We start from the raw sequence: 21794 nt of genomic DNA on the forward strand, positions 1-21794 counted from the left end.
CATCATAAGTAAAAGAAATCCTTTTGACGTTCGCTCTCCTATTGAGTAGGATTAGAAACATGAAGCACAAAAATCAACAATTGGCAGGGATTAAAATGACGGACGCGACAACACGTTGGACTTATGATGATAAAATCGAGGCGGTGCCTGAATTTGTCATGTTAGGATATGACGACCTTCGGAAAGCTTACCCGCTAAACGACCATACCCATCCAGACTGTTACGAGTTCGTTTTTATAGAGCGGGGCAAAGCCACGTGGGAATTAGGGGGTGAGCTTCATGAAACCAAGGCCGGCGATGTTTTCCATTCGCGTCCCGGCGAAATTCACAGCGGAGGTTTCCAAGTCATCGAGCCTTGCAAATTTTGGTGGATGATTATCAAGGCGCCTCTGGCAGACGGATGGTTTCGTTTCACTTCGGAAGAAAGCTTCCGTTTCGGGAATGCTCTTGCCACGCTGTCACGCATCGTACATACCGGTCTGCTTCCGGTCGAACCCTTCCGACAGCTGCGGCGTGAAATCGCATCCGAACAAGAATTTCGCAGTGTAGCCATCCGACAAACGATTGTCCAACTCCTGCTGATCTTCCTCAAGCCGTTTCCCGATGCACATACAGTGTCCGATGATCTCCTTCGCCAGTTGGACAAGATGATCGGAACAATGCGGAACGAACTGCATTGGAGGCCGACCGTTCAGGAACTCGCTGCTTCCGTTAATGTCAGTGCTTCGCATTTCCACCGCATGTTTCAATCCTATACGGGACTATCACCCATGTCCTTTATGGAGCGTTTACGGCAAAAGGAAGCTTACCGGTTGTTAACGGAAAGCCTACGGCCGATTACAGACATCGCCCATTCGCTCGGCTACCCGTCTAGCCAACATTTCGCCACTGTGTTCAAGCGATTTGCCGGCGCTACCCCGTCCCAGTGGAGAGCACGTCACCGCGCCGAGCACCGTAACATTTGAGCAATAAAAAAAACCAAACCTCGGCGGCTTGGCGATTGATACCTTATGGCAATTCGTTCACTTCTTCCAGAACAACGACGGTCTGGGAAACGCCTTGTAGTTAGCATTATCCTCTTTAACCAAGTGCTCTACTTTACTCACATTCGCTTCCGATACGGTAGCAAACTTGCTGTCTTTACTCCACGGGTGCTCAAAGTAAACTTTTCGAGCCTTAGGATCAAAAGCCTTAACATGGTTCATGTTGACCAAGTTCGTTCGATCCAAGCGCTCGAATCCAAGATCCTTAAACAAGATGAGCAGCTCGTCCAACGTTGTGGGATAGAAATACATGCTGTCCTTTGTATAGAACTCCGGACCATCCGACGTTGGTTTAATCGCTATCAAATCCTCAATGTTCACAGTACACGGATTTCCGTCACGATCCAGCAATCGAATTTGTTCTGCCATGATTTCATCCCCTCTTAAGTTATTACTTACCGTTTACTTTTTCAATTCAGCCGGAATTTCTGGGCGATGGAACCAAAGCATACTTGCAGTACTTACAAAAACGACAGCAAAAAGTGCTAATGCCTTGCCAATTATCAATGCCGCTCTTTTTTTCATCTTAACTCCCACCTCCTCCTTATCCATAGTTTGCTATATGGGATAACAAGAAGCGCCTGAAGAAATATTGCATAACATACCGCTGTATTCTGCATAAACAAATTTATCGTTACGATTAATACCGAAATCAACTTCAATAATGGAAAATACCTTTTAGAAATTCTTGCATGGTTTTCAATATTGGAGGGAGCAAATGCGATTAAAATTATTATAGTAAAAATTGTAAGCGCATGCAACCAATCCAAGGAAAGGGGGATGAGAAACGATGAAATCATCATGCTTGAAGAAAAAATGGTACATATCCAAACTGACTTAAAATGGAATCCCCCCGAAAAGAAATGCAAAAAAACAAAAAATAGGGAGGCCAATAAACTATCGCCAATATGCCCGGTTATCGCTCCAATTACGATGATAATGAAAAAAACTGTTAAACTATTTAAAAGTCCTGTCAGCGCGAAATGTAAGACAGCAACACTTGCTGTCTGTTTGGGATTTTGATTATTGATCCAAGTAGCAGCATTCAACGCCCACTTGTCAAACATGATTATCATCTCTCCTAAGGGCAAGATAAAGTAAGGTCATTAAAGTGAGCAAAAATATTATCGCTATAACCAGATAAGGAGGATGCTCGGAGTTGTAGTACAAAACGTTTACAAAAATGAATAATATCAGTGCAATAACTAGCCCAATGAAGAAATACCGATTTGATTTATTCAACAGCAATACTTTCCTCTTGCTGCTCTTATGATCAATAAAACTAAATCCCCCATGTTTCAAATAGATAATTAATGCAAATAGAAACATGTAAAAAGATGAGGATACTTGCATAATAAATGCGGAGTCAGTATAGACTTTTATTTCTTCAACAACACCGAAATGAGTATAAATCATTACAAGCGTAGTCTGTACAAGCCCAAAAATGAAGTAAATAGTAAAAACCATGATGATCGAATTAAATATGTTAACCCGCAAAATGATATATACTAGAAAAACAAAAACCAATAATTGGATAATCGGAGAGATTGCGTCCAAATTCTGTTGTATAAGCGTATTTGAGATCAGCGAAAGCAAGATGGAAGAGATAAGGAATTTGAAAAAATGTTCCTTTACATCAAATCTGAACATAACAAGCATTAGCGTTAACGAGGACAAGTATTCCAAAGTAGAGCAAATAATGAATAGGAAAAAAGTCATCGAGTAAAGATCTCCTCGTAAATATCTAGTATGTACTATTAATATTCTATCATTTTTCCGGGAAAACGCATCCATAAATTTGTCTTTCTATTCATTGTATTTGATCATTAATACTCCAGAAGCCCTATATTTAATTGTATAAATAAGTATGTAATTGAGCATTTGACGGAGTGTAATCAATGAGAATGGAAGATGTAATCCATATAATTAAGTCGGATTTTAAACATTGGAATGCCATTTCGTTTCATTTGTACTATATTTAATATTATAAAAGAATTAATGTAGATGAAATAACTGGGAGAGACAAATGAGACATGCATGATTTTATTGATTTTATAAAACTAGATGTTTTAGTTTCTCAACCGCAATTTTTCATCTATTGGTTTTTTTGCTTCTCCTTTATAGATCCACCCCCTAAAAATTTGATTAAGCGATTGGTTATCATGTGTTTCGCTCACTCAATATATACTGACGCCCTTATTCTAATTCTTCCTGTACCTTTGCACATTGTTAATTCATTATTAACCGGCATATTACTTTTATTTATATTATTTCGCGATCTAAGTACAAAACAAAAACTTTTAATTTTTGTTTTTGTTACTATTTTCAGCATTATTATGGACATCATATTATCCACAATTGCTATCCACATCATGGGAATACCCTCACATCATGATTTAATTAGAGATCATATCTTTGAAGTAATTACGATATTATATCCCCAGTTACTAATTACAATAGTAGCATCATGGTTCATTCGTAAACGAAATCTCTATTCCGCCAAGAGATTATTTTCCATAATCATGAAAACTGAACCAAGCACAATTACTAGTGTTATCACACTCATAGTTGTTCAATTTTTCTTATTGGGAGCCCTTCAATTCTTTCAAATAACACCTGAGCAAAACAACAAATTACTAAATGTCGTACTCACTTACATATTAATCTTCATCAGCCTATTAGCACTCGTTTCAACAGTCCGCCTCCTCGTCCGAACCCGGGAACAAGCGATTCGAATGACCCAGGAGATTTACGTGGAGGAAATCAACGACATGTTCACATCGATCCGAGGGCAACGGCATGATTTTCTAAATCATGTTCAGGTTATTCATACGATGGTTCAGATGGGCCGAACGGAGCAGTTGAAGTCTTATGTCGCTGATTTAGTTAAAGAAACGCAGGAAGTAAGCGATGTTGTCCACCACTGTTCACCGGCATTAGCTGCTTTCGTGCAAGCTAAGATGACAGTCTCCATCGGCAAAGGGATCGCATTCACATATGAGCTTCCGGATAACTGGAATGCCCAAGAGACGACCATTAAAGTTATCGATATTATCAAAATCATGGGAAATCTGGTTGACAATGCGTTCGACGAGACCGAAACTCTACCCATCGATCAAAGGCACGTTCATGCCTCCATCCGATTTACGGAGAGTAAAACAATCGAACTCGAAGTTTCCAACAGAGGCCGCATGATAGACGCTAAAGAAAAGGAAATCATCTTCCTCCCCGGATACTCGACCAAGGGGGAAGACCATACCGGACTCGGATTGGCAATCGTCGCGGAACGCGTAAAATATTATCAAGGAACGCTCGAGGTTCAATCCGACACCGAAAGCGGCACAACCACATTTCATATCACACTCAAACATAGCGAAACAAGCATAGCCATTTAAGCTATTTCCACCACACCACCCTACAAGCGTCGCCTAGCGGACACTCCGCCGGAGCGGCGCTTTCTATTTTTGCCACTTTATCCATAATCTTATGATTTACTAGAATGATGCTCTCTCGGACAATGGAAGTAGTGTAAACGCTATTATTCATAGACTTTCAAAACCGGGAGGAGTTAACCTATTGACTAGCAGAACGTTTAAATCCGTACTTATCCTGTTGTTCGTAATCGTCGGCTTTGCTATTATTTCCACGCCATCCGGTCACGCGGGTAGCGAGATTAAAGTTACATATAACAATAGTCAAATCGTATTTGCTTCAAAACCGGTAACCCTAAATGGCACTACTTATGTGGAAACTCGTCCATTTATCCAGCCTATCGGCTTACAGGTCGGATGGGTTAACAAAACCAAATTCAGGCTGTCCAATACCAACCTTACTATCGACATGGAAGTGAACATCGCGACAGCCTATGTTAACGGCCGGAAAACCACTTTGGCGGCAGCTCCAACCAAGATAGGATCAACGCTTTTCCTACCGGTTCGGCCTATTGCAGCCTTAACGAACCATAACTTAATCTGGATTGCCGCCGCAAATACGATTGCCATCACGTCAAAAGCAGCGCAAATCCCAGCTTTACCTAGCGTTTCTTATAAAGTTATTGCTTATTACCCTTCCTGGGCAACATACCAGGACTTCGACGTCTCTAACATCGCCGCGCCCAATATCACTCATGTCAATTATGCTTTTGCGAATATTAAAGACGGCAAAGTTGTGCTGGGCGACCCTTGGACAGATAAAAGCAACTTCAGACAACTCCAGACTCTGAAAAAGGCAAACCCTAAGCTTAAGGCGCTTATTAGCGTTGGAGGGTGGACGTGGTCCGGACAATTTTCCGATATTTCCCTTTCTCAATATTCCCGTACTAAATTCGCCGACAGCGCCGTGCAATTCATTCGCGATTACGATTTCGACGGCGTTGACCTTGATTGGGAATATCCGGTATCAGGCGGGTTAACTTCGAATCATGCAAGACCTGCCGATAAACACAATTTTACATTGCTGCTACGAACAATTCGGGACAAGCTCGATGCCGTACAACTTAAAAATGGCAAGACCTATTCACTTACGATAGCCGCAGGATCATTTCCCGCTTACGTTACTAACACGGAAATCGATCAGGTGGCAGATATCGTCGATTGGATTAACCTTATGACCTACGATTATCACGGCGACTGGGAAGACGTGAGCAATCACAATGCGCCGCTTTACGCCGACCCCAATGACCCCGTTAACGCTAAGTCCAACATTAATTCAACTGTTAACCTCTACTTGAAAGCTGGAGTACCATCGAACAAACTCGTATTAGGCATCCCCTTCTATGGACGTAGCTGGACGAACTGCGGTGCCGCTAATCAAGGGCAGTATCAAACTTGCAATGGTGTCGCGGATGGAGTTATCGCCGACGGCATTCACGAATACGGCAACTTGGAAAATCAAGGGTGGATCAACGGGAAAGGGTATGTACGTTATTGGAACGATAATTCCAAAGTGCCTTGGCTTTATAACAAATCTACGGGAACATTCGTCTCCTATGAAGATCCTGAATCGATCGCCTACAAAGCGCAGTATATCAAGTCCAAAGGGCTTGGCGGCGCAATGTTATGGGAACTGAGCCAGGATTTCAACCAAACGTTGCTAAACAAGTTATTAGATTCTTTGAAATAGGCAGAACTTAGGAAACCAGCCATGGTGTTATTTCCGAAATTTCATTGAAAAGAGGGGCCCCTCCCTCTTTTCTTGAAATCGAATTTCATCCACACAAAAGGTATCGCTAACTTTTTGTTAGTACACTAAAATGCTGAATAAATTCGTCCTTACTAGATTCAGATGATGTTTGCAGGTATTTGATTGCCTTCAAAGAAGCTTCGTGGGATTCTAAACTAGAGCCTCTTACGCAGTCATATAAAACCTTCACATGATAATCATGCTGATGGGCATCCGCGCACGTATAATGAACGCATACGTCGGTCAGAAAACCGCAAACCAACAACGACTGCACATTTAATCCTTTCAGCAAAATATTCAAATCCGTTGCAAAAAAACAACTATAGCGCCTTTTCTGGATTATATACTCTCCTTCGATCGGCTTTAATTCATCCACGATCTCGACGCTTTCTGTACCCTCCAAACAATGGACGCCTTCGCTCCCATCAAGTTCTCTTCCGAAATCCACCATTTGTTTACGATGCATTTCCTGCGAATGAATAACGGGTATTTTGGCTTTCCGTGCAGCGTTCAAAACAAGACTGATGTTGTCGACGGCAGTCCAAGCGTCATATACGGCAGCAGGGCCATTAGGATCTGATAAAAAACCTTTTTGAGCATCGATAATCAAAAGGGCAGGGTTTCCGATAATATTCATCAAGATGCAGCTCCTCTACCATCGTCATTTATATGATAGATATTATAACACAAATATGATGAACGAGAATTGTATGTTATATACATTGACATTTATAGTTATATGCGTGTAGTCTATTTATACAAAAGCTTTCTAGGGTTCCGTAATCTATTGCTGGCGTCGCGAGCAAAAAATTAGCTGGTCCAAGAGAAAGCACACGGCACAAAGTCGTGTACACGGAGGGATAAAAGCCCGGGAGGATATCTTATCCTATCTTCCTTTCGGGTTTTTTTCATTTTCCAAAAAGTCGGAAATGACCGTTAAAACAAAAAGGAGGAAAGTACATCATGAAAAAATGGTTTCTGCTTTTATTGTCAGCACTTATGTTCGCAATAGTAATTGGCGGCTGCGCTCCGAAAAAAAACTCCGAACAGGAAACGGGGAAAAAAGACGAGGGCAAAACGATTACAATCGGATATTCCGCATGGCCGGGTTGGTATGTTTGGAGTCTGATTAGTGAAAAGGGAATATTTGAGAAAAACGGCGTGAATGTAAAGCTTGTTTATTTCCCTGTCTATAGCGATTCCTTACAAGCGTTTAACAGCGGGAAAATCGATATGGTGTGCGCGAATTTAAATGATAGTCTGCCTCCTGCCAATCACGGACTTAAACCGAAAGTGGTTCTGGTAACCGACATATCCGCGGGAGCGGATGCGCTTATCGCCAAGCCCGAGTTCAAGTCGGTCAAGGATTTAAAGGGAAAATCCATTGCGCTTGAGATCGGCACGCTCTCTCACCTTCTGTTTCTAAACATTCTTGAGCGTAACGGCATGTCCGAGAGTGATGTCAAGGTCTTTAACATGGCGGCGCAAGATGCCGGCTCGGGTTTTATCGCCGGAAGCCTGGATGCTGCCGTTACCTGGGAACCGTTCCTCAATCAAGCCGTGCAATCTCAAAAAGGCCATATTCTTGCCTCTTCCAAAGAGACGCCAGGCCTTATCGTCGAAGATCTCATGACGAGCTCCGATTTTCTCGACAGTCACCGGGATGAAATAAAAAAGATACTAACAGCTTGGTATGACGGCATCGACTATTGGAAGAATAACCCAGATGAATCGTTGACGTTTATGGCGAAGCAGGCAGAAACTCCGGTCGACGAATACAAAGTCCTAGTTAACGGGATAAAGCTTTACAGCATCGAGGACAATCTGAAGGCGTTCCAAGAAGGAGAAGGATGGGATTCCTTGTACGGATCGGGCAAGATGATGGGTGATTTTCTTATGAAAAAAGGTTACCTCGATAAGGTTCCCGATATGAAACCTATATTGGACGTTTCCCTTCTTGAAGATGTGGCGAAAACTCGCAATTCCGAAGGGAGCACCGTTAAATGAGATCCACCGCCGATATTTTGATCAAGGGCGGAACTGTTCTTACAATGGATCCGACTCGCAAAATGATTAACGACGGAGCTCTGGCTATTTCCGGAAATAAAATCGAAGCCGTCGGAACATCGGCGGACATCACGACCCGATTTGAGGCTAGCAAAGTAATCGACGCCCGCGGTAAGCTGGTGATGCCGGGCCTAGTTAACCCGCATACCCATGTGCTTCAAGTGCTGTTGCGAGGACTGGCTCATGACAGGGAACTCTATCCTTTTTTGTTCAACGTTTTATTTCCAGGACTCAGCCAGTACACTCCCGACGATGCGCGTCTGGCTGCCACACTATACTGTGCCGAAGCCATTCGTTCCGGAATTACTACAATCGTTGACAACGGGGATCAAGGCAGAGATGACGCGCTTGCAGTCGCCACGATCGATACTTATCGGCAAGTCGGTATCAGAGCCGTGTATGCCCGCATGTTCAACGATACCGTTCCGGATCACCTGGCCAAGCATATCGAAACCATCATGCATAAAGAATCAGGCGTAAATCATCCCGCCGATGTCATCGAGGACACGGAAGAGGCCCTTTCCCAGATTGAAAGCCTCATTCAACGTTTTCACATGGCGGATAATGGCAGAATCCGCGTATGGGCGTCGCCTTTTACGGCTCAGTTCACGACCGAGAAAGGGCTGATACGCTCTGCCGAACTCGCGGAAAAATATAATTCCATGACCGCCATCCACTTGGCGGAATCGCACCTTGATGCATCCATGTATGGGATGACGCCGACAGAATATCTCCATTCCATCGGATTCCTGTCTCCTCGTATATTGGCGGCTCATTGCGTCTGGTTAACTGAAAAAGACATTCGTTTGTTTCAAATTCACGACGTTAAAGCTGCGCACAACGTCATCTGCAACCATTACATCGCTTCCGGGGTTGCTCCGGTTGCGAAGATGACGGCTCTTGGAATTACCGTCGGCCTTGGAACGGACGACGCAAATGTCAACGACAGCGTCAACATGTTCCAATCGATGAAGATAGCTGCCCTTGCACAGAGGGCAAAGTACCTGGACGCCTCTGTTCTTACAACTGAAAAAGTTGTAGAAATGGCAACGATCGACGGCGCCCGCTCCATTGGCATGGAATCCGAGATCGGAAGCTTGGAACCGGGAAAGAAGGCCGATGTTATTCTGATCGATTTGAATCATCCGCAGTTCTGGCCGTTGAATAACATTCCGAGTGCTTTGGTTTTCCAAGCTTATGGGTCCGAAGTCGAAACGACAATCGTCGATGGTCGAATTCTCATGGAGGATCGGAAATTGAACTTTCTCGGGACGGATGAAACCTTCCTATATCAACAAGCACAAAAAGCTTCGATTGATATTGCTACGAAAGCACGCTTGACGGATCTTACGAGAGGTTGGCGCAGGCTCGGATCTTAAAATAAATGAAGCCCCCGCCTTAAAGGTGAGGGCTTCATTTTTTATCCGGCTATCAAGTTAACTCTGGGCGCTGCAAAGTCAGTTAGAGTAATGCAGTAAGAAATAATAGAAGTCGTGTGATATAGATATCATTGCAGTCCTCGAATCAATCAATGGAAAGATGGAAGCCTTAAAATAAATCAGATAGTTAACTCTATGGGCTGTCCCATAAGCCATACCTACCATCAGAGGCAAACTGCAATAGATGCAGGTGTTTCCGCCGAATGTTGCTTTTTCAGCCGATGACCTGCAAAACCTGCAGGTGTTTTTGATTACTTTGAGTGATTCTAGGAGATTTGTGAAGAACACCTGCAGCAAATGCAGGTTGATTGACGAAAATCCCGGTTTCAGGCAAAAATGGCTGTAGTAAATGCAGGTTGTACATAAGATTGCTAAGTGAAAGAACATGTTTGTTTATTAAATGTAGCTAATGAGGATCAAAGTTTACGTCCATATAGCGACATTAAAAAGAATGGGCAGTCCCTCAGGCCAATCCTGCTATCAATATCTAATTCGATTTTGCAGGAACTGCTTTAGCATTAAAAAAGCACCCCCGGAAGGATGCTTCTTCATTCCCTGCAACTCAACGCTCAACGATTCAACAAACTCCCCACATAACGCAGAAGCTCATTCGAGCAGACGGGACAGTAGCCGTGCTCGTCGATGAGCCGCTTGGTTACTTCATTAATTCGCTTCAATTGACTTTCATCCGGCGTCTTCGTAGACGTCGTGATCTTCACGATATCCTTCAGATCCGTGAACAGCTTCTTCTCGATCGCTTCCCGAAGCCGGTCGTGCATGCTGTAATCGAACTTCTTGCCTTTACGCGAATACGCCGAAATACGAATCAGAATTTCCTCGCGAAAAGCTTTCTTCGCATTCTCCGAAACGCCGATTTGCTCCTCGATCGAACGCATGAGCCGTTCATCCGGATCCATCTCTTCGCCCGTTAACGGGTCCTTAATCTTAGCCCAATTGCAATACGATTCAATGTTGTCGAGATAATTCTCGAACAGAGTCCGCGCCGACTCCTCGAACGAATAAACGAAAGCTTTCTGAATCTCTTTTTTCGCCAGGTTGTCGTACTCCTTGCGCGCGACGGAGATGAAATTCAAATACTTCTCCCTTTCCTCTCTCGTGATTGAAGGATGCTGGTCCAATCCGTCCTTCAAAGCGCGCAATACGTCCAATGCATTAATGCAAGGTATATTGTGTTTAATCAAAGCGCTGGAAATACGGTTTATTACGTAGCGAGGATCGATGCCGGACATGCCCTCTTCCACGAATTCGTTCTGCATTTCCTTCAGATCGGCTTCCTTATACCCCTCTACCTCTTCTCCATCGTACATCCGCATTTTCTTAACCAAATCCATCCCTTGTTTCTTGGATTCCTTCAATCTGGTGAGGATGGAGAAAATAGCCGCTGCCCGCAAGGCATGAGGGGCAATGTGAACGTGGTTCATATCGGATTGGCCAATTAGCTTGGTGTAGATTTTCTCCTCATCCGTTACCTTCAAGTTATAAGGTATCGGCATGACGATCATCCGCGATTGCAAAGCTTCGTTTTTCTTGTTAGAAATAAAAGTCTTGTATTCCGATTCGTTCGTATGGGCAATGATCATTTCGTCGGCAGAAATTAACGCGAACCTTCCGGCCTTGAAGTTGCCTTCCTGCGTTAGCGATAACAAATTCCATAGAAACTTCTCGTCGCACTTCAACATCTCCTGGAACTCCATCAACCCCCGGTTTGCCTTGTTCAATTCACCGTCGAAGCGGTATGCCCGAGGATCGGACTCCGAGCCATATTCCGTTATCGTCGAGAAATCGATGCTTCCCGTTAAATCGGCGATATCTTGAGACTTCGGATCCGATGGACTGAACGTACCGATGCCTACCCGATTTTTCTCCGAAATAAGCACCCGCTCAATCGGTACCTGCTCAATATCGCCTTCGAATTCTGTGCGCAAGCGCATTTGGCAAGATGGGCATAGATCGCCTTCGATTCTAACCCCAAGCTCCCGTTCCACTTCCGGACGCAGCTCGCCCGGGATAAGATGGAGGGGGTCCTCTTGCATCGGGCATCCTTTAATGGCGTATATCGCCCCCCGCTGCGTACGGGAGTATTGCTCCAATCCCTTCTTCAACAACGTTACGATCGTGGACTTCCCGCCGCTAACCGGCCCCATCAACAGCAATATTCTTTTCCTTACGTCCAGACGCCTCGCGGCGGAATGGAAATACTCTTCCACCAGCTTCTCCATCGTCTGGTCCAATCCGAAAATCTCGGAGTTGAAAAACTTATATTTTTTACTGCCGCCCCTCTCTTCTACCCCATGGGAAACGATCATGTCGTAAACCCGGGCATGTGCGGTCATCGCCGGAGTGCTATCGCGGCGAAGTAGATCAATGTAATCCCGAAAAGTTCCCGACCAACTTAGCTTCTCACTCTCGGCCCGATACTCTGAGATCCGACTGAAGATGTCCATGCCGCTTCCTCCTCGCACTCTTTCTCTACGCTAAACCTAACGTATTACATACTTATGCGGAGTGACAGATGAATTTGACCTGACATTACTCTTACATTGTATAATTCGTGGGATTACAGTGTGCTATAATGGCGATAATCTTATCGGTTCCGTTGAAAAAGGGAGGAACAAATCCGGTGGCCATCAAATTAGAAACCGAACTCTACCCGCCGGTCAAAACCTTCTTTACCGGAAGAGGTTACGAGGTCAAAGCGGAAATCCGCGGATGCGACCTCGTTGCTTATCGAGCGGATCAGCCCGAGCCAACCATCGTTGAAATGAAAAAAACATTCACTTTACCGCTACTGCTCCAAGGCATCGACCGCCAGAAAACCGGTGCTGCCGTTTGGTTGGCCGTCGAGCGCAACCGAACAAAGCGAGGCGCCCATAACCAGCGGTTCACCGAAATAACCGCCCTTTGCCGCCGACTCAACTTGGGATTCCTAACGGTTACTTTCTATAGGACCAAATCCCCGGCAATCGACGTATGGTGCGAGCCAGCAGGTTATGTACCCCCAATGTCCCTTGCAGGCAGCGCAATTGCGGCAGAATCTCCGCAACCTTATCATACGGTTGCCGGCGGGCGACGCAAGGCAGGCGCCTCCAAGCTGCTGAAAGAGTTTAACGCGCGCAGCGGCGACTATAACGTCGGCGGCAGCACGAAACGGAAGCTCGTAACCGCTTATCGCGAGAAAGCGATCCAATGCGCTCTAGCGCTTGACTGTCACGGGCCCTCCTCGCCCCGCCAGGTTAGAGATTGGACTCACTGTCCCACAGCAGGTTCGATGCTCCGCAACAATCCTTACGGCTGGTTTAAACGGCTGACGAAAGGCGTTTATGAAATTACGCCCGCCGGCAAGACGGCTTTGCTCCACTACGCCGATGTGACAAAGGTGTGGGCGAACCAATTTTCATGGGCGGCTGCTCATCCATTGAATACTTCCGACAATAAACCGCAAGTGGAGTTGACGTATAATGAGTGAATCAGAGATTGATCTTGGACCGTTGGATACATTCACGCAATTGCCGACTGAAATTACGCTGGAGAATACCCCTTATTGGCTTGTCCGGACGTCCGAAGGGGAATATCGCTTATTGCTTGCGATTTGCCCCCACGCAGGGGGAGAAATTCGCCCTCTCAACGATGTGCTGTTCTGTCCGCTCCATTTCTGGACGTTCAACGCGGAGGATGGGACTTGTTTGAACGATCCCGATGAACGCCTGATGCAGCGGAAGGTTCGAATTCACGACAACCATCTATTCGCGATCGGAGTTAATGAATAACCGCTAACTTCTGGACCATCGCCCGGTGAATTCTTCGATGCTTTCTTCAAGCCTTGCCAGCCCTTGTTTCATTTGCCGTTCATCCGCAAAAGCAAAAGTGATTCTTAGCGTATTAACTAGAGGATCCTTAACGAAGAAAGGCGCGCCCGGTTGGAAAATCAGTCCTTTTAACCACGACCCGCGCAATAACGCCTCCCCCTCCAAGCCCGATGGCAAAATAACCCAAAGATGCAGCCCCCCTCTAGGTTTAACCCAAGCCACATCCGGAATGCCCATCCGTGCGAAATGCTCCGTCATTTTCCTCATCCGCTCGTTGCACTGCACCCTGAGCATATCGAGCAGCGGTTCCAAAGGCTGCTCTTCTATGAGCTGCGACAGCGCCCTCTGTTGAATGGAACCGACTAATTCTTTATGGATGCCGTTCGCAATCTGTTTCGATTTAATGAGATCAGAAGCTCCCGCAATCCAGCCGATACGCAGTCCGGCTATCAAGCCGGGCGGAAGCTGGCCGATGGAAAGGTGTCCGGGTTCCAGCCTCTTATGCGTTCGTTGTTCATCCGAATCGTATAGCAGCATTTCCTGACGGTCATCCGTAACGAGCAAAACGCCTGCTTCACGGCATCTATTCTGAATTGCAGTCTTGTTCTCCGGACTCCAGCTAACGCCTTCAGGATCGGTGCAGGAGGGCGAGACGTAAACCATTTTGGGCCGATAACGATAAAAGGCGGTTGTCAAAGCTTCCGGATTCATCCCCCGTCGATCGCCTTCGACAGCCTCCACCTTCATCCCTGCTTTACGAAAAGCCTGCAGCGCCGACCTTGATGTAAGCCTTTCGGTCAATAGGGTATCTCCCGGTATTAGCGCATGATCGAGAAGCCAACTTAGAGCACCGTCCGCGCCAAGCGTCATCCTGATTTGATTGCTATTGCCGCCCGTTTTCTCCTTGAGCAGCCCTTGCGCCAATTGATTTCTTAGCTTTCCTTCACCATGCGGCTCAAGCTTCCTCTCGATTATCCCCGGTTGTTCCGTCGTTACCGAGGATGCGACGGCTTCAACCCGTTCTTCCCAGTCGGCTGCGGAAACCAAACCTTCCTTAGGCCATCCACCCATCCAATTAATGATTGAACTCAAGGTGATCCCCTCCCTCGACGATCTCGGCCTTAGTTCATTTATATGTCTCTCAGTGCCTAGGACAACCAATCAAAAGTCAAATAAAAAACGACCCCGCACCAGCAGGGCCGTTCCCGTCAAGCATACCAATCCTTACTTCTTGGACAATCGATCCCATTGCTTGTCCATTTCTTTAAACATGCCGGCCCGATCCTTCTTCTTCACATACGATTGTATCGTCGCGCCCAATTCGTTTGTTACGCCATCCGGATAGTTGAACCAGTTCCAAGACAGAACTTTCCCCGCTTTACTGTAGGCCATAATATCCCCTGCTATCGGACCGAGCGCCTTCTCGTCCTTCACTTCGATTGATTTGAAAGCCGGAATGAATTTGAATTGGTTAACGATATAATCTTTGCCCTCCGCGGAAGTTACGAGCCAATTGAGGAATTCCTTCGCTTCTTTCTTAACTTTGGAGTTTTTGTTCACGACCCAGTTGCTTGGAACGCCTACGTACAGCTTGTCGTTCTCCTCCGCTTTATCGTTGATCGGCATCGGCAATACCCCAAGGTTCATGTTCGGAGTAATTTTGTCGATCTGCACCTGGGTCCAGTTGCCTTGCTGCATCATTGCCGTCTCGCCGCTGGCGAACAGCGTCACTTGCGTATTATAGTCCGTTGTCAACGGGTTCTTGTTCCCATACTCCAACGTTAAATCGAGCAGGTTCGCCCAATCGTCGAAAATGCTGTCGCCCGCGATCTTCACTTTGCCCGCATTCCTATCGGCCACCCACTTGTTCGGGTCGGGATGATGCGCCACGCCGACGTTGAAGTTATGGATTCCGAGAATCCACCACTCCCCATAACCGTTAGCGAAAGGTGTCTTACCTGCTGCCTTAAGCTTGGCGCTTGCATCCTTTAGCTCGGTTATCGTCTTGGGCACGGTCGTAACTCCGGCTTTCTGGAACATGTCCTTGTTATAGATAAACCCGTAACCTTCTATGTTCATCGGCATCCCGTATAGCTTACCATCTCTTGTCATCGGTTGTTTGGCCACGTCCAACACGTCCGCCGCCCAAGGCTGATCCGATAAATCCTCAATCTTATCCGCCCAAGTTTTTAACTCGTTGAACCCGCCGTTATTGAAGATGTCAGGTTCATCTCCCGACGTGAATTTCGCCTTTAACGCAGCCCCGTAATCGCTTCCTCCGCCGACCGTCTCGATGTTCAGTTTAACGCCCGGATGGGAAGCTTCGTACACGGCTTTAAGCCTATCGAGCGCTTCCGTGATTTCGACTTTGAATTGAAAAATCTTAATGGTGACGTTCTTGCCGGGAGACGGACTTGCCGTTGCCGAAGCGCCGGGCGAAGGAGTAGCGGCATTATTGTTCCTTTGTCCGCACGCGCTAAGAACCAAGCTCAACATCATAATCACCATGAATATTGCTGCTGTTTTTTTCACGGTCAACCCTCCTGAAATTGTTTACCCTTTAACCGAGCCCGCCGTAATTCCTTCGATAATATGCCGTTGAAGCGTAAGGAAAAATACGACGATTGGCGTAATGCCCATAACAAGCGCAGCCAACGCTAAATCCCACTGTTTCGTATATTGCCCAAAAAAGGAGAAAGTCGATAACGGAATCGTTCTTAACTCGGCTCTCCCCAACAACAGCGAAGGCAGTAGAAAGTCGTTCCAAATCCATAGACTGTTCAAAATAATGATCGTCACCGTCATCGGTTTAAGCAGCGGGAAGACGATTTTCCAGAATACCCCCAGAGGACTGCAACCATCGACGACGGCGCTTTCTTCAATCTCGACGGGAATCGACTTTACGAATCCATGGAACAGAAACACCGATATCGATACGCCGAACCCCAGATAACATACGAATAACCCCATCCGGCTGTCGAGCAGATGAAACCAACTGGCCACCTTCATTAACGGAATCATGATGGATTGAAAGGGGATAACCATCGCCGCCACGAACAAGGTGAAAATAATGTTGTTAAATCGGGACGGGTGCCGCACAAAACGATAAGCGCTCAACGAGCTGATGAGGGTAAGTCCCAAATTGCTGATCACCGTAATGAATAAGGAGTTTCCGAATGCCCGGGGAAACTTCATGATTTCCCAAGCTCTCGTGTAGTTGCTCCATACGAACTTCGTCGGCCACGCTGCGGAATCCAGCAAAATTTCGGCAAACGACTTTACGGAGTTGGCGATCAGAAAATAAAACGGGATCAGAAACAATAACCCCAGCAATACCGCGCACAATTCTAAAATCAGCATTCCCGACGTATACCGCCTGTGTGCCATTAAGCTTCAACCTCCTGTCGCTTAGTCAACCACACTTGAATGATCGTAATAAGCGCCACAACGATAAAGAATACGATCGCTTTCGCGGTTCCGAGCCCCAAACGGTTATTTTGAAAGGCCTCGGTGTAAATGTTAAGCGCCACGGATTGCGTGGAATTGTAGGGGCCTCCCCTTGTCAGCGACAAGATGACGTCGAAGGTTTTGAACGACCATGACAAAGCAAGGAACAAGCAGATCGTTACCGCAGGCATGATCATTGGGATGGTGATGTTACGCAGCCTTTGCCAGCTGCTAGCGCCGTCAATAGAGGCCGCTTCGTGCAAATCCGCGGGTACGTTCATTAGCGAAGCGATATAGATAATCATCAAGTAACCGGAGCCCGTCCATACGCTGACGATAACGACCGCCCAGAAGCTTGTCGTCGCATCTCCAAGCCAAGGCAATTCGAAAAATGACAACCCTGTCCAATTGCCCAGCGCCGCGAATCCTTTAACGAATATGAACTGCCAGATGAATCCGAGCAACAGCCCCCCGATCACATTCGGCAAGAAGAAAATCGTCCTCAGCAAATTGCGCAGCTTCAAATATCTCGTCAGAATAAGCGCCAGCACAAACCCGACCAAATTTGTAAGTACGACCGCCACTATAGTAAACCTGACCGTGAATCCGAAAGAATCCCAAAATCCTTCATCGCCCATCAGCTCCCGATAATTGCCGAGTCCGATCCAGAGCACCTGATTAGATACCCCGTTCCAATCCGTCAAAGAGTAATACAACCCCAGTACAAAGGGAAGGGCGACAATAATTACGAATACGAGAAGAGCCGGACCGACAAATAACGTCTGCAGTAGCCATTCCCGCGAGGAAACACGGGATTTCATAGCTTTGTCTCCTTTACCTATAGGTTCCAAACGTAGGTTGTCCAGATAACGCGAGCGTATTCGCCCGTAGAGTGCGCGATTCCGCTTGGCACGACTATGTCGGTCATATTGTTCACAACATTTTGCGTTTTCTTTTTTATGGGTGTTGGTTATAATAAAAGTAGTTAAGCGGAGGTGTGGAACATGTTGCTCGCGGAAACAACTGCAAAAGCTGCGCAATTTCTTGGAATGTCCAATAAGTTCTGGATCGTTATGATCGTTCTGGTTTTGTTCATCGTATCCATCCTGACGTCTTCCTATAACGAAGATAAAACCAAAGGATTATAAGAACCGCGACAAAAAGCCGGATACCTTCTCTAGTACCGAGTGGTGTCCGGCTTCTCCTTTCCTAGCGCGGCAACAAAGAGACCGTCCCCCAGTGGACGGTCTCTTTGTTGCCGGTTATTTTACAGCCCGTGCATATCTTTCAAGCAAGATGCGCATACATAGCGCTCCTTGAATTCTCCGACGCCTTCCATCGAAGAACAAAACACGCAGCGGGGCCGATAACGTTCCAGAATGATATGATCGCCTTGGACCAGTATCTCCACTGGATCCCCTTCATTCATCTGATATCGTTTACGCAACGATTTGGGAAGTACAATACGACCCAATTGGTCCACTTTACGAACTACGCCTGCAGGTTTCAATGCAGTACCTCCATTCATACGCTATTCTAGCTAGTTGTCTCGAAACCTTTTAGCCACTCTATACCGTTCGATATAGAAGCTCATTTACCTTCTTCGTATATAATTTGCTTAAAATTGTGCAATTTTTCGACAAATAAACTCACAAAAAAAGGAATTTTGTCGAAAAATGTTGGCTACAATTTCAAATAAGTGGGAAATCGTTTTGTCTTAGCGCTTCATAAACGAGTATGGCTGCCGAGTTGGCTAGATTCAATGAGCGGACTTTATCCGTCATTGGAATTCGCATGCATGTTTCGGAATGAGCATCGAGCAGCGCTTGCGGCAAACCTGCCGTCTCTTTTCCGAAAACGAAGAAATCGCCGTCCCGAAATTCAAAATCCGTATATCTTTTTGTTACCCGCGTGCTCGCGAAAAAAAATCTCCCGCCCGGGTTTGCAGCCTGGACCTCTTCGAAAGAATCGTAATACGTAATGTTGACGGCATACCAATAGTCCAATCCCGCACGCTTCAGCACCCGATCGTCGGTCGAGAAGCCGAGCGGTCTAACAAGATGCAGATGAGTGCCCGTAGCGGCGCAAGTTCTTGCGATATTTCCGGTGTTCGCCGGAATTTCGGGATTCACGAGCACAATATGGAATGACACCTTAATCCTCCTTCGCAAACTGAAAAATAGCGGCATAATACCGCTATTTCCCATTATCCGTTATTTAATTCCCGCTTAATCAGCCATTGCGGCTTTGAAAGTCTCGCATGAAGCTAACAAGAGCGCGGATGCTTTCAACAGGTACGGCATTGTATATCGATGCCCTTAATCCCCCGACGCTGCGATGGCCTTTCAAACCGGAAAATCCTTGCGCTTCCGATTCCTTGGCGAATTGTTTCTCCAGATCTTCGCTTCCAAGGCGGAAAGTGGCGTTCATCAAGGAACGACTGCCCGGCTGGGCAAATCCACGATAAAACCCGTTGCTGTTGTCTATGAAGTCGTACAGCAAGCTGGCTTTCTCACGGTTGCGAGTTTCCATTCCCGCTGCGCCGCCGTTCGCTTTTACCCACTTAAGCACCTCGTTCATCATATAAATAGCAAAGGTTGGAGGCGTATTATAGAGGGAATCGGCTTTTGCATGCGTCGTGTACCTCATCATGGTCGGAACGGGCGTGGAAGGCTCGACGATCAGATCCTCGCGGATAATGACGATCGTAACGCCTGACGGTCCTAGATTTTTCTGAGCTCCGGCATAAATCAGGCCGAATTTGGAAACATCAATGGGGCGGCACAAAATATCGCTCGACATGTCTCCGACCAGCGTTACGTTACCTGTATCGGGAAATTCAGACCACTGGGTTCCTTCGATCGTTTCATTCGAGGTCAAATGCAAGTAAGCAACGTCCGATGCATAGTTCAATTCGCTAATGGAAGGAATACGATTATATTTATCGGCTTCCGAAGAAGCGGCTATCGAAACGTCGCCGAAAAGCTTCGCTTCTTGAATCGCTTTCGTTGCCCAGCTTCCCGTTGCGACGAACGAAGCCGTTGTCCCCGGACGCAGCAAATTCATCGGTACCATAGCGAATTGCGTGCTCGCTCCGCCTTGAATGAACAATACTTTGTAGCCGCTCGGAATGCCGATTAATTCCCGAAGAAGATTATCAGCTTCGTAATGGACTTTCTCATAGATAGCGCCGCGATGGGACATCTCCATCAAGGACATACCGCTATTCTCGAATTCGACAAATTGCTCTTGGGCTTGCTGCAGTACTTCCAGCGGCAGCGCCGCAGGGCCGGCATTGAAATTATAAGCGCGGTTGGCCATCTTGTCCCCCACCTTGTTTAAATTCATAATAGGCTTATCATAACAAAGCTTTACACTACTGAGCAACCATTAAACGTCCTAAAATGTCGTAATTAATGCTAATTTCCGAACGAAAGCGGTGTCATCGGTGAATAATTTTCGTCTTTTTCTCGGTTTAAAATGTTCGGATGCTGCGACCGAATATCTTGCCGGCCTTATGGAGAGTTTGTCCGCCGCAGGCTTCCGCTTTCGCGGTTGGACGCATCCTGCGGACCTACACGTGACGTTGCACTTTCTGGGCGACACGCCTGCTACGCGTGTGCGGGATATTGGCGCCTTGGCGGCTGAAGTCGCAGCCGCTGCGGCGCCATTCGCGCTTGCGCTGACGGAGGCGGGCACCTTCGGCCCGCCGTCAGCGCCGCGCGTGCTTTGGTGCGGCCTGGCGGAGCCGGCCGCACCGGGGGGCGCGCTAGCCGCGCTGCACGCGGCGCTTGGCGCGCGCCTTGCCGCCTCCGGCTTCGCCACGGAGGCGAGGCCCTTCCGCGCGCACGTTACGCTCGCGCGGGGTGGCGCCGCCGGCTTCAGCGCGGCGGCGTTGGCGGCGGCAAGCGCAGCGGCAGCGTCGCTTGCGCCACCCGCATGGACAGTCGGCGGCTGCACGCTGTTCCGCACTCATCTAGGGCGCAAGCCCAGCTACGAGCCTATCGGCGAGTATCCCTTTATGCTCTAGCCTCGATTAATCGTATTCCTTCGTCTCTCTTATCGCCTTATACTAGGTTTCGAACAACTTAAATTAAACAAACATGAATCGGAACGTAAACGAAGAACTAATCCGACTACATATGAACCATTAATGTATGTTATCATTAAACCAATCCTGATTTAATTGGAGGTCTATTAATGGATCTAGAAAATATGAACGCATTAAGACAAATCATCCAAGAACAATTTCAACCAATCAACAAACGGCTAGATGCTATTGATTTACGACTAAATACTATTGATTTACGATTAGATGCTATAGAAAATCGTTTTGACACCGTACAATCTTCTCTTGACCGCATAGAAGCTGCTCAGAATGATGACGTAATATCGTCAATCAAACTAACGAATAACAAGCTGGACGACCTTAGACAAGATGTAGAATACACTCTGAAGGAACAAGCAACAATTAAGTTACAAATTGATCGCTCCAAGCGTACAAATTATAAAAACATACTCGACCAAACAAGCCCATTATAGGGCTTTATTTTTTTCTCTAACTGAATAATAAGCTCATTACGAATAGACAATACCATCACTTGACCGGTTATCCACTCCATTGGAATGCTGTAGAACTATCGAATATCTTACAGCTGAATGATAAGAAAAACCGTCAGGGTATATCTCCCTGACGGTCTTTTTGGGTTTGGAGGATATTTGAGACTTTGTATTCGTAGCCATGTACGCCTATGTAATGCTCAGGGTACATTTCTCCCCCACAATGCTCG

The 21794-nt window shown here is 46.5% G+C and carries 22 protein-coding genes and 1 riboswitch; of the genes, 10 read left to right on the forward strand and 12 right to left on the reverse strand.

Annotated elements, in window-relative coordinates; all coding sequences use genetic code 11:
- The first annotated feature begins 59 nt into the window (after positions 1 to 59).
- Positions 60 to 965, forward strand: coding sequence for an AraC family transcriptional regulator (locus K7P76_RS14130; RefSeq protein WP_232185941.1), 906 nt, complete (start codon positions 60 to 62; stop codon positions 963 to 965).
- 57 nt (positions 966 to 1022) lie between these two features.
- Here the strand turns inward: K7P76_RS14130 and K7P76_RS14135 are convergent, their stop codons facing one another.
- Genes K7P76_RS14135 through K7P76_RS14145 form a run of 3 tightly spaced genes read right to left on the reverse strand, consistent with a single transcriptional unit; the run spans position 1023 to position 2110 of the window.
- Positions 1023 to 1412 carry a LytTR family transcriptional regulator DNA-binding domain-containing protein gene (locus K7P76_RS14135; RefSeq protein ID WP_232185942.1) on the reverse strand — a complete coding sequence of 130 codons (390 nt, stop codon included), beginning with the start codon at positions 1410 to 1412 and terminating at the stop codon, positions 1023 to 1025.
- A 33-nt stretch (positions 1413 to 1445) separates the two neighbouring features.
- Complete coding sequence (locus K7P76_RS14140; protein ID WP_232185943.1) at positions 1446 to 1568, reverse strand: cyclic lactone autoinducer peptide; 123 nt, start codon at positions 1566 to 1568, stop codon at positions 1446 to 1448.
- Positions 1565 to 2110, reverse strand: a complete 546-nt coding sequence (locus K7P76_RS14145) for an accessory gene regulator B family protein (protein WP_232185944.1) — start codon at positions 2108 to 2110, stop codon at positions 1565 to 1567. Before K7P76_RS14145 ends, K7P76_RS14140 begins: the two co-directional genes overlap by 4 nt.
- A gap of 1686 nt (positions 2111 to 3796) precedes the next feature.
- Between K7P76_RS14145 and K7P76_RS14150 the strand changes: the two genes are divergently transcribed.
- Both K7P76_RS14150 and K7P76_RS14155 read left to right on the forward strand, forming a co-directional pair.
- Positions 3797 to 4438 carry a sensor histidine kinase gene (locus tag K7P76_RS14150; protein WP_232185945.1) on the forward strand — a complete coding sequence of 214 codons (642 nt, stop codon included), beginning with the start codon at positions 3797 to 3799 and terminating at the stop codon, positions 4436 to 4438.
- Positions 4439 to 4619: 181 nt separating this feature from the next.
- On the forward strand, positions 4620 to 6164 hold the full coding sequence (locus tag K7P76_RS14155) for a glycosyl hydrolase family 18 protein (protein WP_232185946.1): 1545 nt from the start codon (positions 4620 to 4622) through the stop codon (positions 6162 to 6164).
- A gap of 106 nt (positions 6165 to 6270) precedes the next feature.
- Here the strand turns inward: K7P76_RS14155 and K7P76_RS14160 are convergent, their stop codons facing one another.
- The gene (locus tag K7P76_RS14160; RefSeq protein WP_232185947.1) at positions 6271 to 6861 is read right to left on the reverse strand and encodes a cysteine hydrolase family protein; all 591 of its coding nucleotides are present in this window, start codon (positions 6859 to 6861) and stop codon (positions 6271 to 6273) included.
- 121 nt (positions 6862 to 6982) lie between these two features.
- Positions 6983 to 7101: riboswitch (guanidine-I (ykkC/yxkD leader) on the forward strand.
- 86 nt (positions 7102 to 7187) lie between these two features.
- On the opposite strand from K7P76_RS14160, the gene K7P76_RS14165 reads away from it, so the two are divergent.
- The gene (locus K7P76_RS14165) at positions 7188 to 8231 is read left to right on the forward strand and encodes an ABC transporter substrate-binding protein (protein WP_232185948.1); all 1044 of its coding nucleotides are present in this window, start codon (positions 7188 to 7190) and stop codon (positions 8229 to 8231) included.
- Positions 8228 to 9670 (forward strand): amidohydrolase family protein, encoded by a 1443-nt coding sequence (locus K7P76_RS14170; RefSeq protein ID WP_232185949.1) that lies wholly within the window; start codon positions 8228 to 8230, stop codon positions 9668 to 9670. The genes K7P76_RS14165 and K7P76_RS14170 overlap by 4 nt, the downstream gene beginning before the upstream one ends.
- 629 nt (positions 9671 to 10299) lie before the next feature.
- On the opposite strand, the gene prkA is transcribed toward K7P76_RS14170, so the two are convergent.
- Positions 10300 to 12195, reverse strand: coding sequence for a PrkA family serine protein kinase (prkA, locus tag K7P76_RS14175; RefSeq protein ID WP_232185950.1), 1896 nt, complete (start codon positions 12193 to 12195; stop codon positions 10300 to 10302).
- Between the two features lie 176 nt (positions 12196 to 12371).
- Between prkA and K7P76_RS14180 the strand changes: the two genes are divergently transcribed.
- The gene (locus tag K7P76_RS14180) at positions 12372 to 13217 is read left to right on the forward strand and encodes a DUF2161 domain-containing phosphodiesterase (protein ID WP_232185951.1); all 846 of its coding nucleotides are present in this window, start codon (positions 12372 to 12374) and stop codon (positions 13215 to 13217) included.
- Positions 13210 to 13518, forward strand: coding sequence for a Rieske (2Fe-2S) protein (locus K7P76_RS14185; RefSeq protein ID WP_232185952.1), 309 nt, complete (start codon positions 13210 to 13212; stop codon positions 13516 to 13518). The genes K7P76_RS14180 and K7P76_RS14185 overlap by 8 nt, the downstream gene beginning before the upstream one ends.
- A 3-nt stretch (positions 13519 to 13521) precedes the next feature.
- Here the strand turns inward: K7P76_RS14185 and K7P76_RS14190 are convergent, their stop codons facing one another.
- The 4 genes from K7P76_RS14190 to K7P76_RS14205 form a co-directional block, all read right to left on the reverse strand.
- Positions 13522 to 14649: an aminotransferase class I/II-fold pyridoxal phosphate-dependent enzyme gene (locus K7P76_RS14190; RefSeq protein ID WP_232185953.1), complete on the reverse strand. Its 1128-nt coding sequence runs from the start codon at positions 14647 to 14649 to the stop codon at positions 13522 to 13524.
- Positions 14650 to 14781: 132 nt separating this feature from the next.
- Entirely contained in the window at positions 14782 to 16089 is a 1308-nt protein-coding gene (locus tag K7P76_RS14195) for an ABC transporter substrate-binding protein (RefSeq protein ID WP_232185954.1), read from the reverse strand.
- 21 nt (positions 16090 to 16110) lie between these two features.
- Positions 16111 to 16944 carry a carbohydrate ABC transporter permease gene (locus tag K7P76_RS14200; RefSeq protein ID WP_232185955.1) on the reverse strand — a complete coding sequence of 278 codons (834 nt, stop codon included), beginning with the start codon at positions 16942 to 16944 and terminating at the stop codon, positions 16111 to 16113.
- Positions 16944 to 17825: a carbohydrate ABC transporter permease gene (locus tag K7P76_RS14205; RefSeq protein ID WP_232185956.1), complete on the reverse strand. Its 882-nt coding sequence runs from the start codon at positions 17823 to 17825 to the stop codon at positions 16944 to 16946. Before K7P76_RS14205 ends, K7P76_RS14200 begins: the two co-directional genes overlap by 1 nt.
- 183 nt (positions 17826 to 18008) lie before the next feature.
- Here K7P76_RS14205 and K7P76_RS14210 point away from each other — a divergent pair, with 183 nt between their 5' ends.
- On the forward strand, positions 18009 to 18152 hold the full coding sequence (locus tag K7P76_RS14210) for a hypothetical protein (RefSeq protein WP_232185974.1): 144 nt from the start codon (positions 18009 to 18011) through the stop codon (positions 18150 to 18152).
- Positions 18153 to 18271: 119 nt separating this feature from the next.
- Here the strand turns inward: K7P76_RS14210 and K7P76_RS14215 are convergent, their stop codons facing one another.
- From K7P76_RS14215 to serC, 3 genes are all read right to left on the reverse strand, one after another.
- Complete coding sequence (locus tag K7P76_RS14215; RefSeq protein WP_027085560.1) at positions 18272 to 18514, reverse strand: AbrB/MazE/SpoVT family DNA-binding domain-containing protein; 243 nt, start codon at positions 18512 to 18514, stop codon at positions 18272 to 18274.
- A gap of 181 nt (positions 18515 to 18695) precedes the next feature.
- On the reverse strand, positions 18696 to 19157 hold the full coding sequence (gene trmL, locus K7P76_RS14220; protein WP_232185957.1) for a tRNA (uridine(34)/cytosine(34)/5-carboxymethylaminomethyluridine(34)-2'-O)-methyltransferase TrmL: 462 nt from the start codon (positions 19155 to 19157) through the stop codon (positions 18696 to 18698).
- 79 nt (positions 19158 to 19236) lie between these two features.
- A complete protein-coding gene (gene serC, locus K7P76_RS14225; protein WP_232185958.1) occupies positions 19237 to 20325 on the reverse strand; it encodes a 3-phosphoserine/phosphohydroxythreonine transaminase in 1089 nt (362 codons plus the stop codon).
- Between the two features lie 196 nt (positions 20326 to 20521).
- Here serC and thpR point away from each other — a divergent pair, with 196 nt between their 5' ends.
- Both thpR and K7P76_RS14235 read left to right on the forward strand, forming a co-directional pair.
- The gene (gene thpR, locus K7P76_RS33655) at positions 20522 to 21034 is read left to right on the forward strand and encodes an RNA 2',3'-cyclic phosphodiesterase (protein WP_373692398.1); all 513 of its coding nucleotides are present in this window, start codon (positions 20522 to 20524) and stop codon (positions 21032 to 21034) included.
- Between the two features lie 170 nt (positions 21035 to 21204).
- Positions 21205 to 21546 carry a hypothetical protein gene (locus tag K7P76_RS14235; RefSeq protein ID WP_232185960.1) on the forward strand — a complete coding sequence of 114 codons (342 nt, stop codon included), beginning with the start codon at positions 21205 to 21207 and terminating at the stop codon, positions 21544 to 21546.
- The last annotated feature ends 248 nt before the right edge of the window (positions 21547 to 21794 follow it).

The sequence above is a fragment of the Cohnella silvisoli genome, assembly GCF_021190915.1.
GTDB classification, from domain to species: Bacteria; Bacillota; Bacilli; order Paenibacillales; family Paenibacillaceae; genus Cohnella; species Cohnella silvisoli.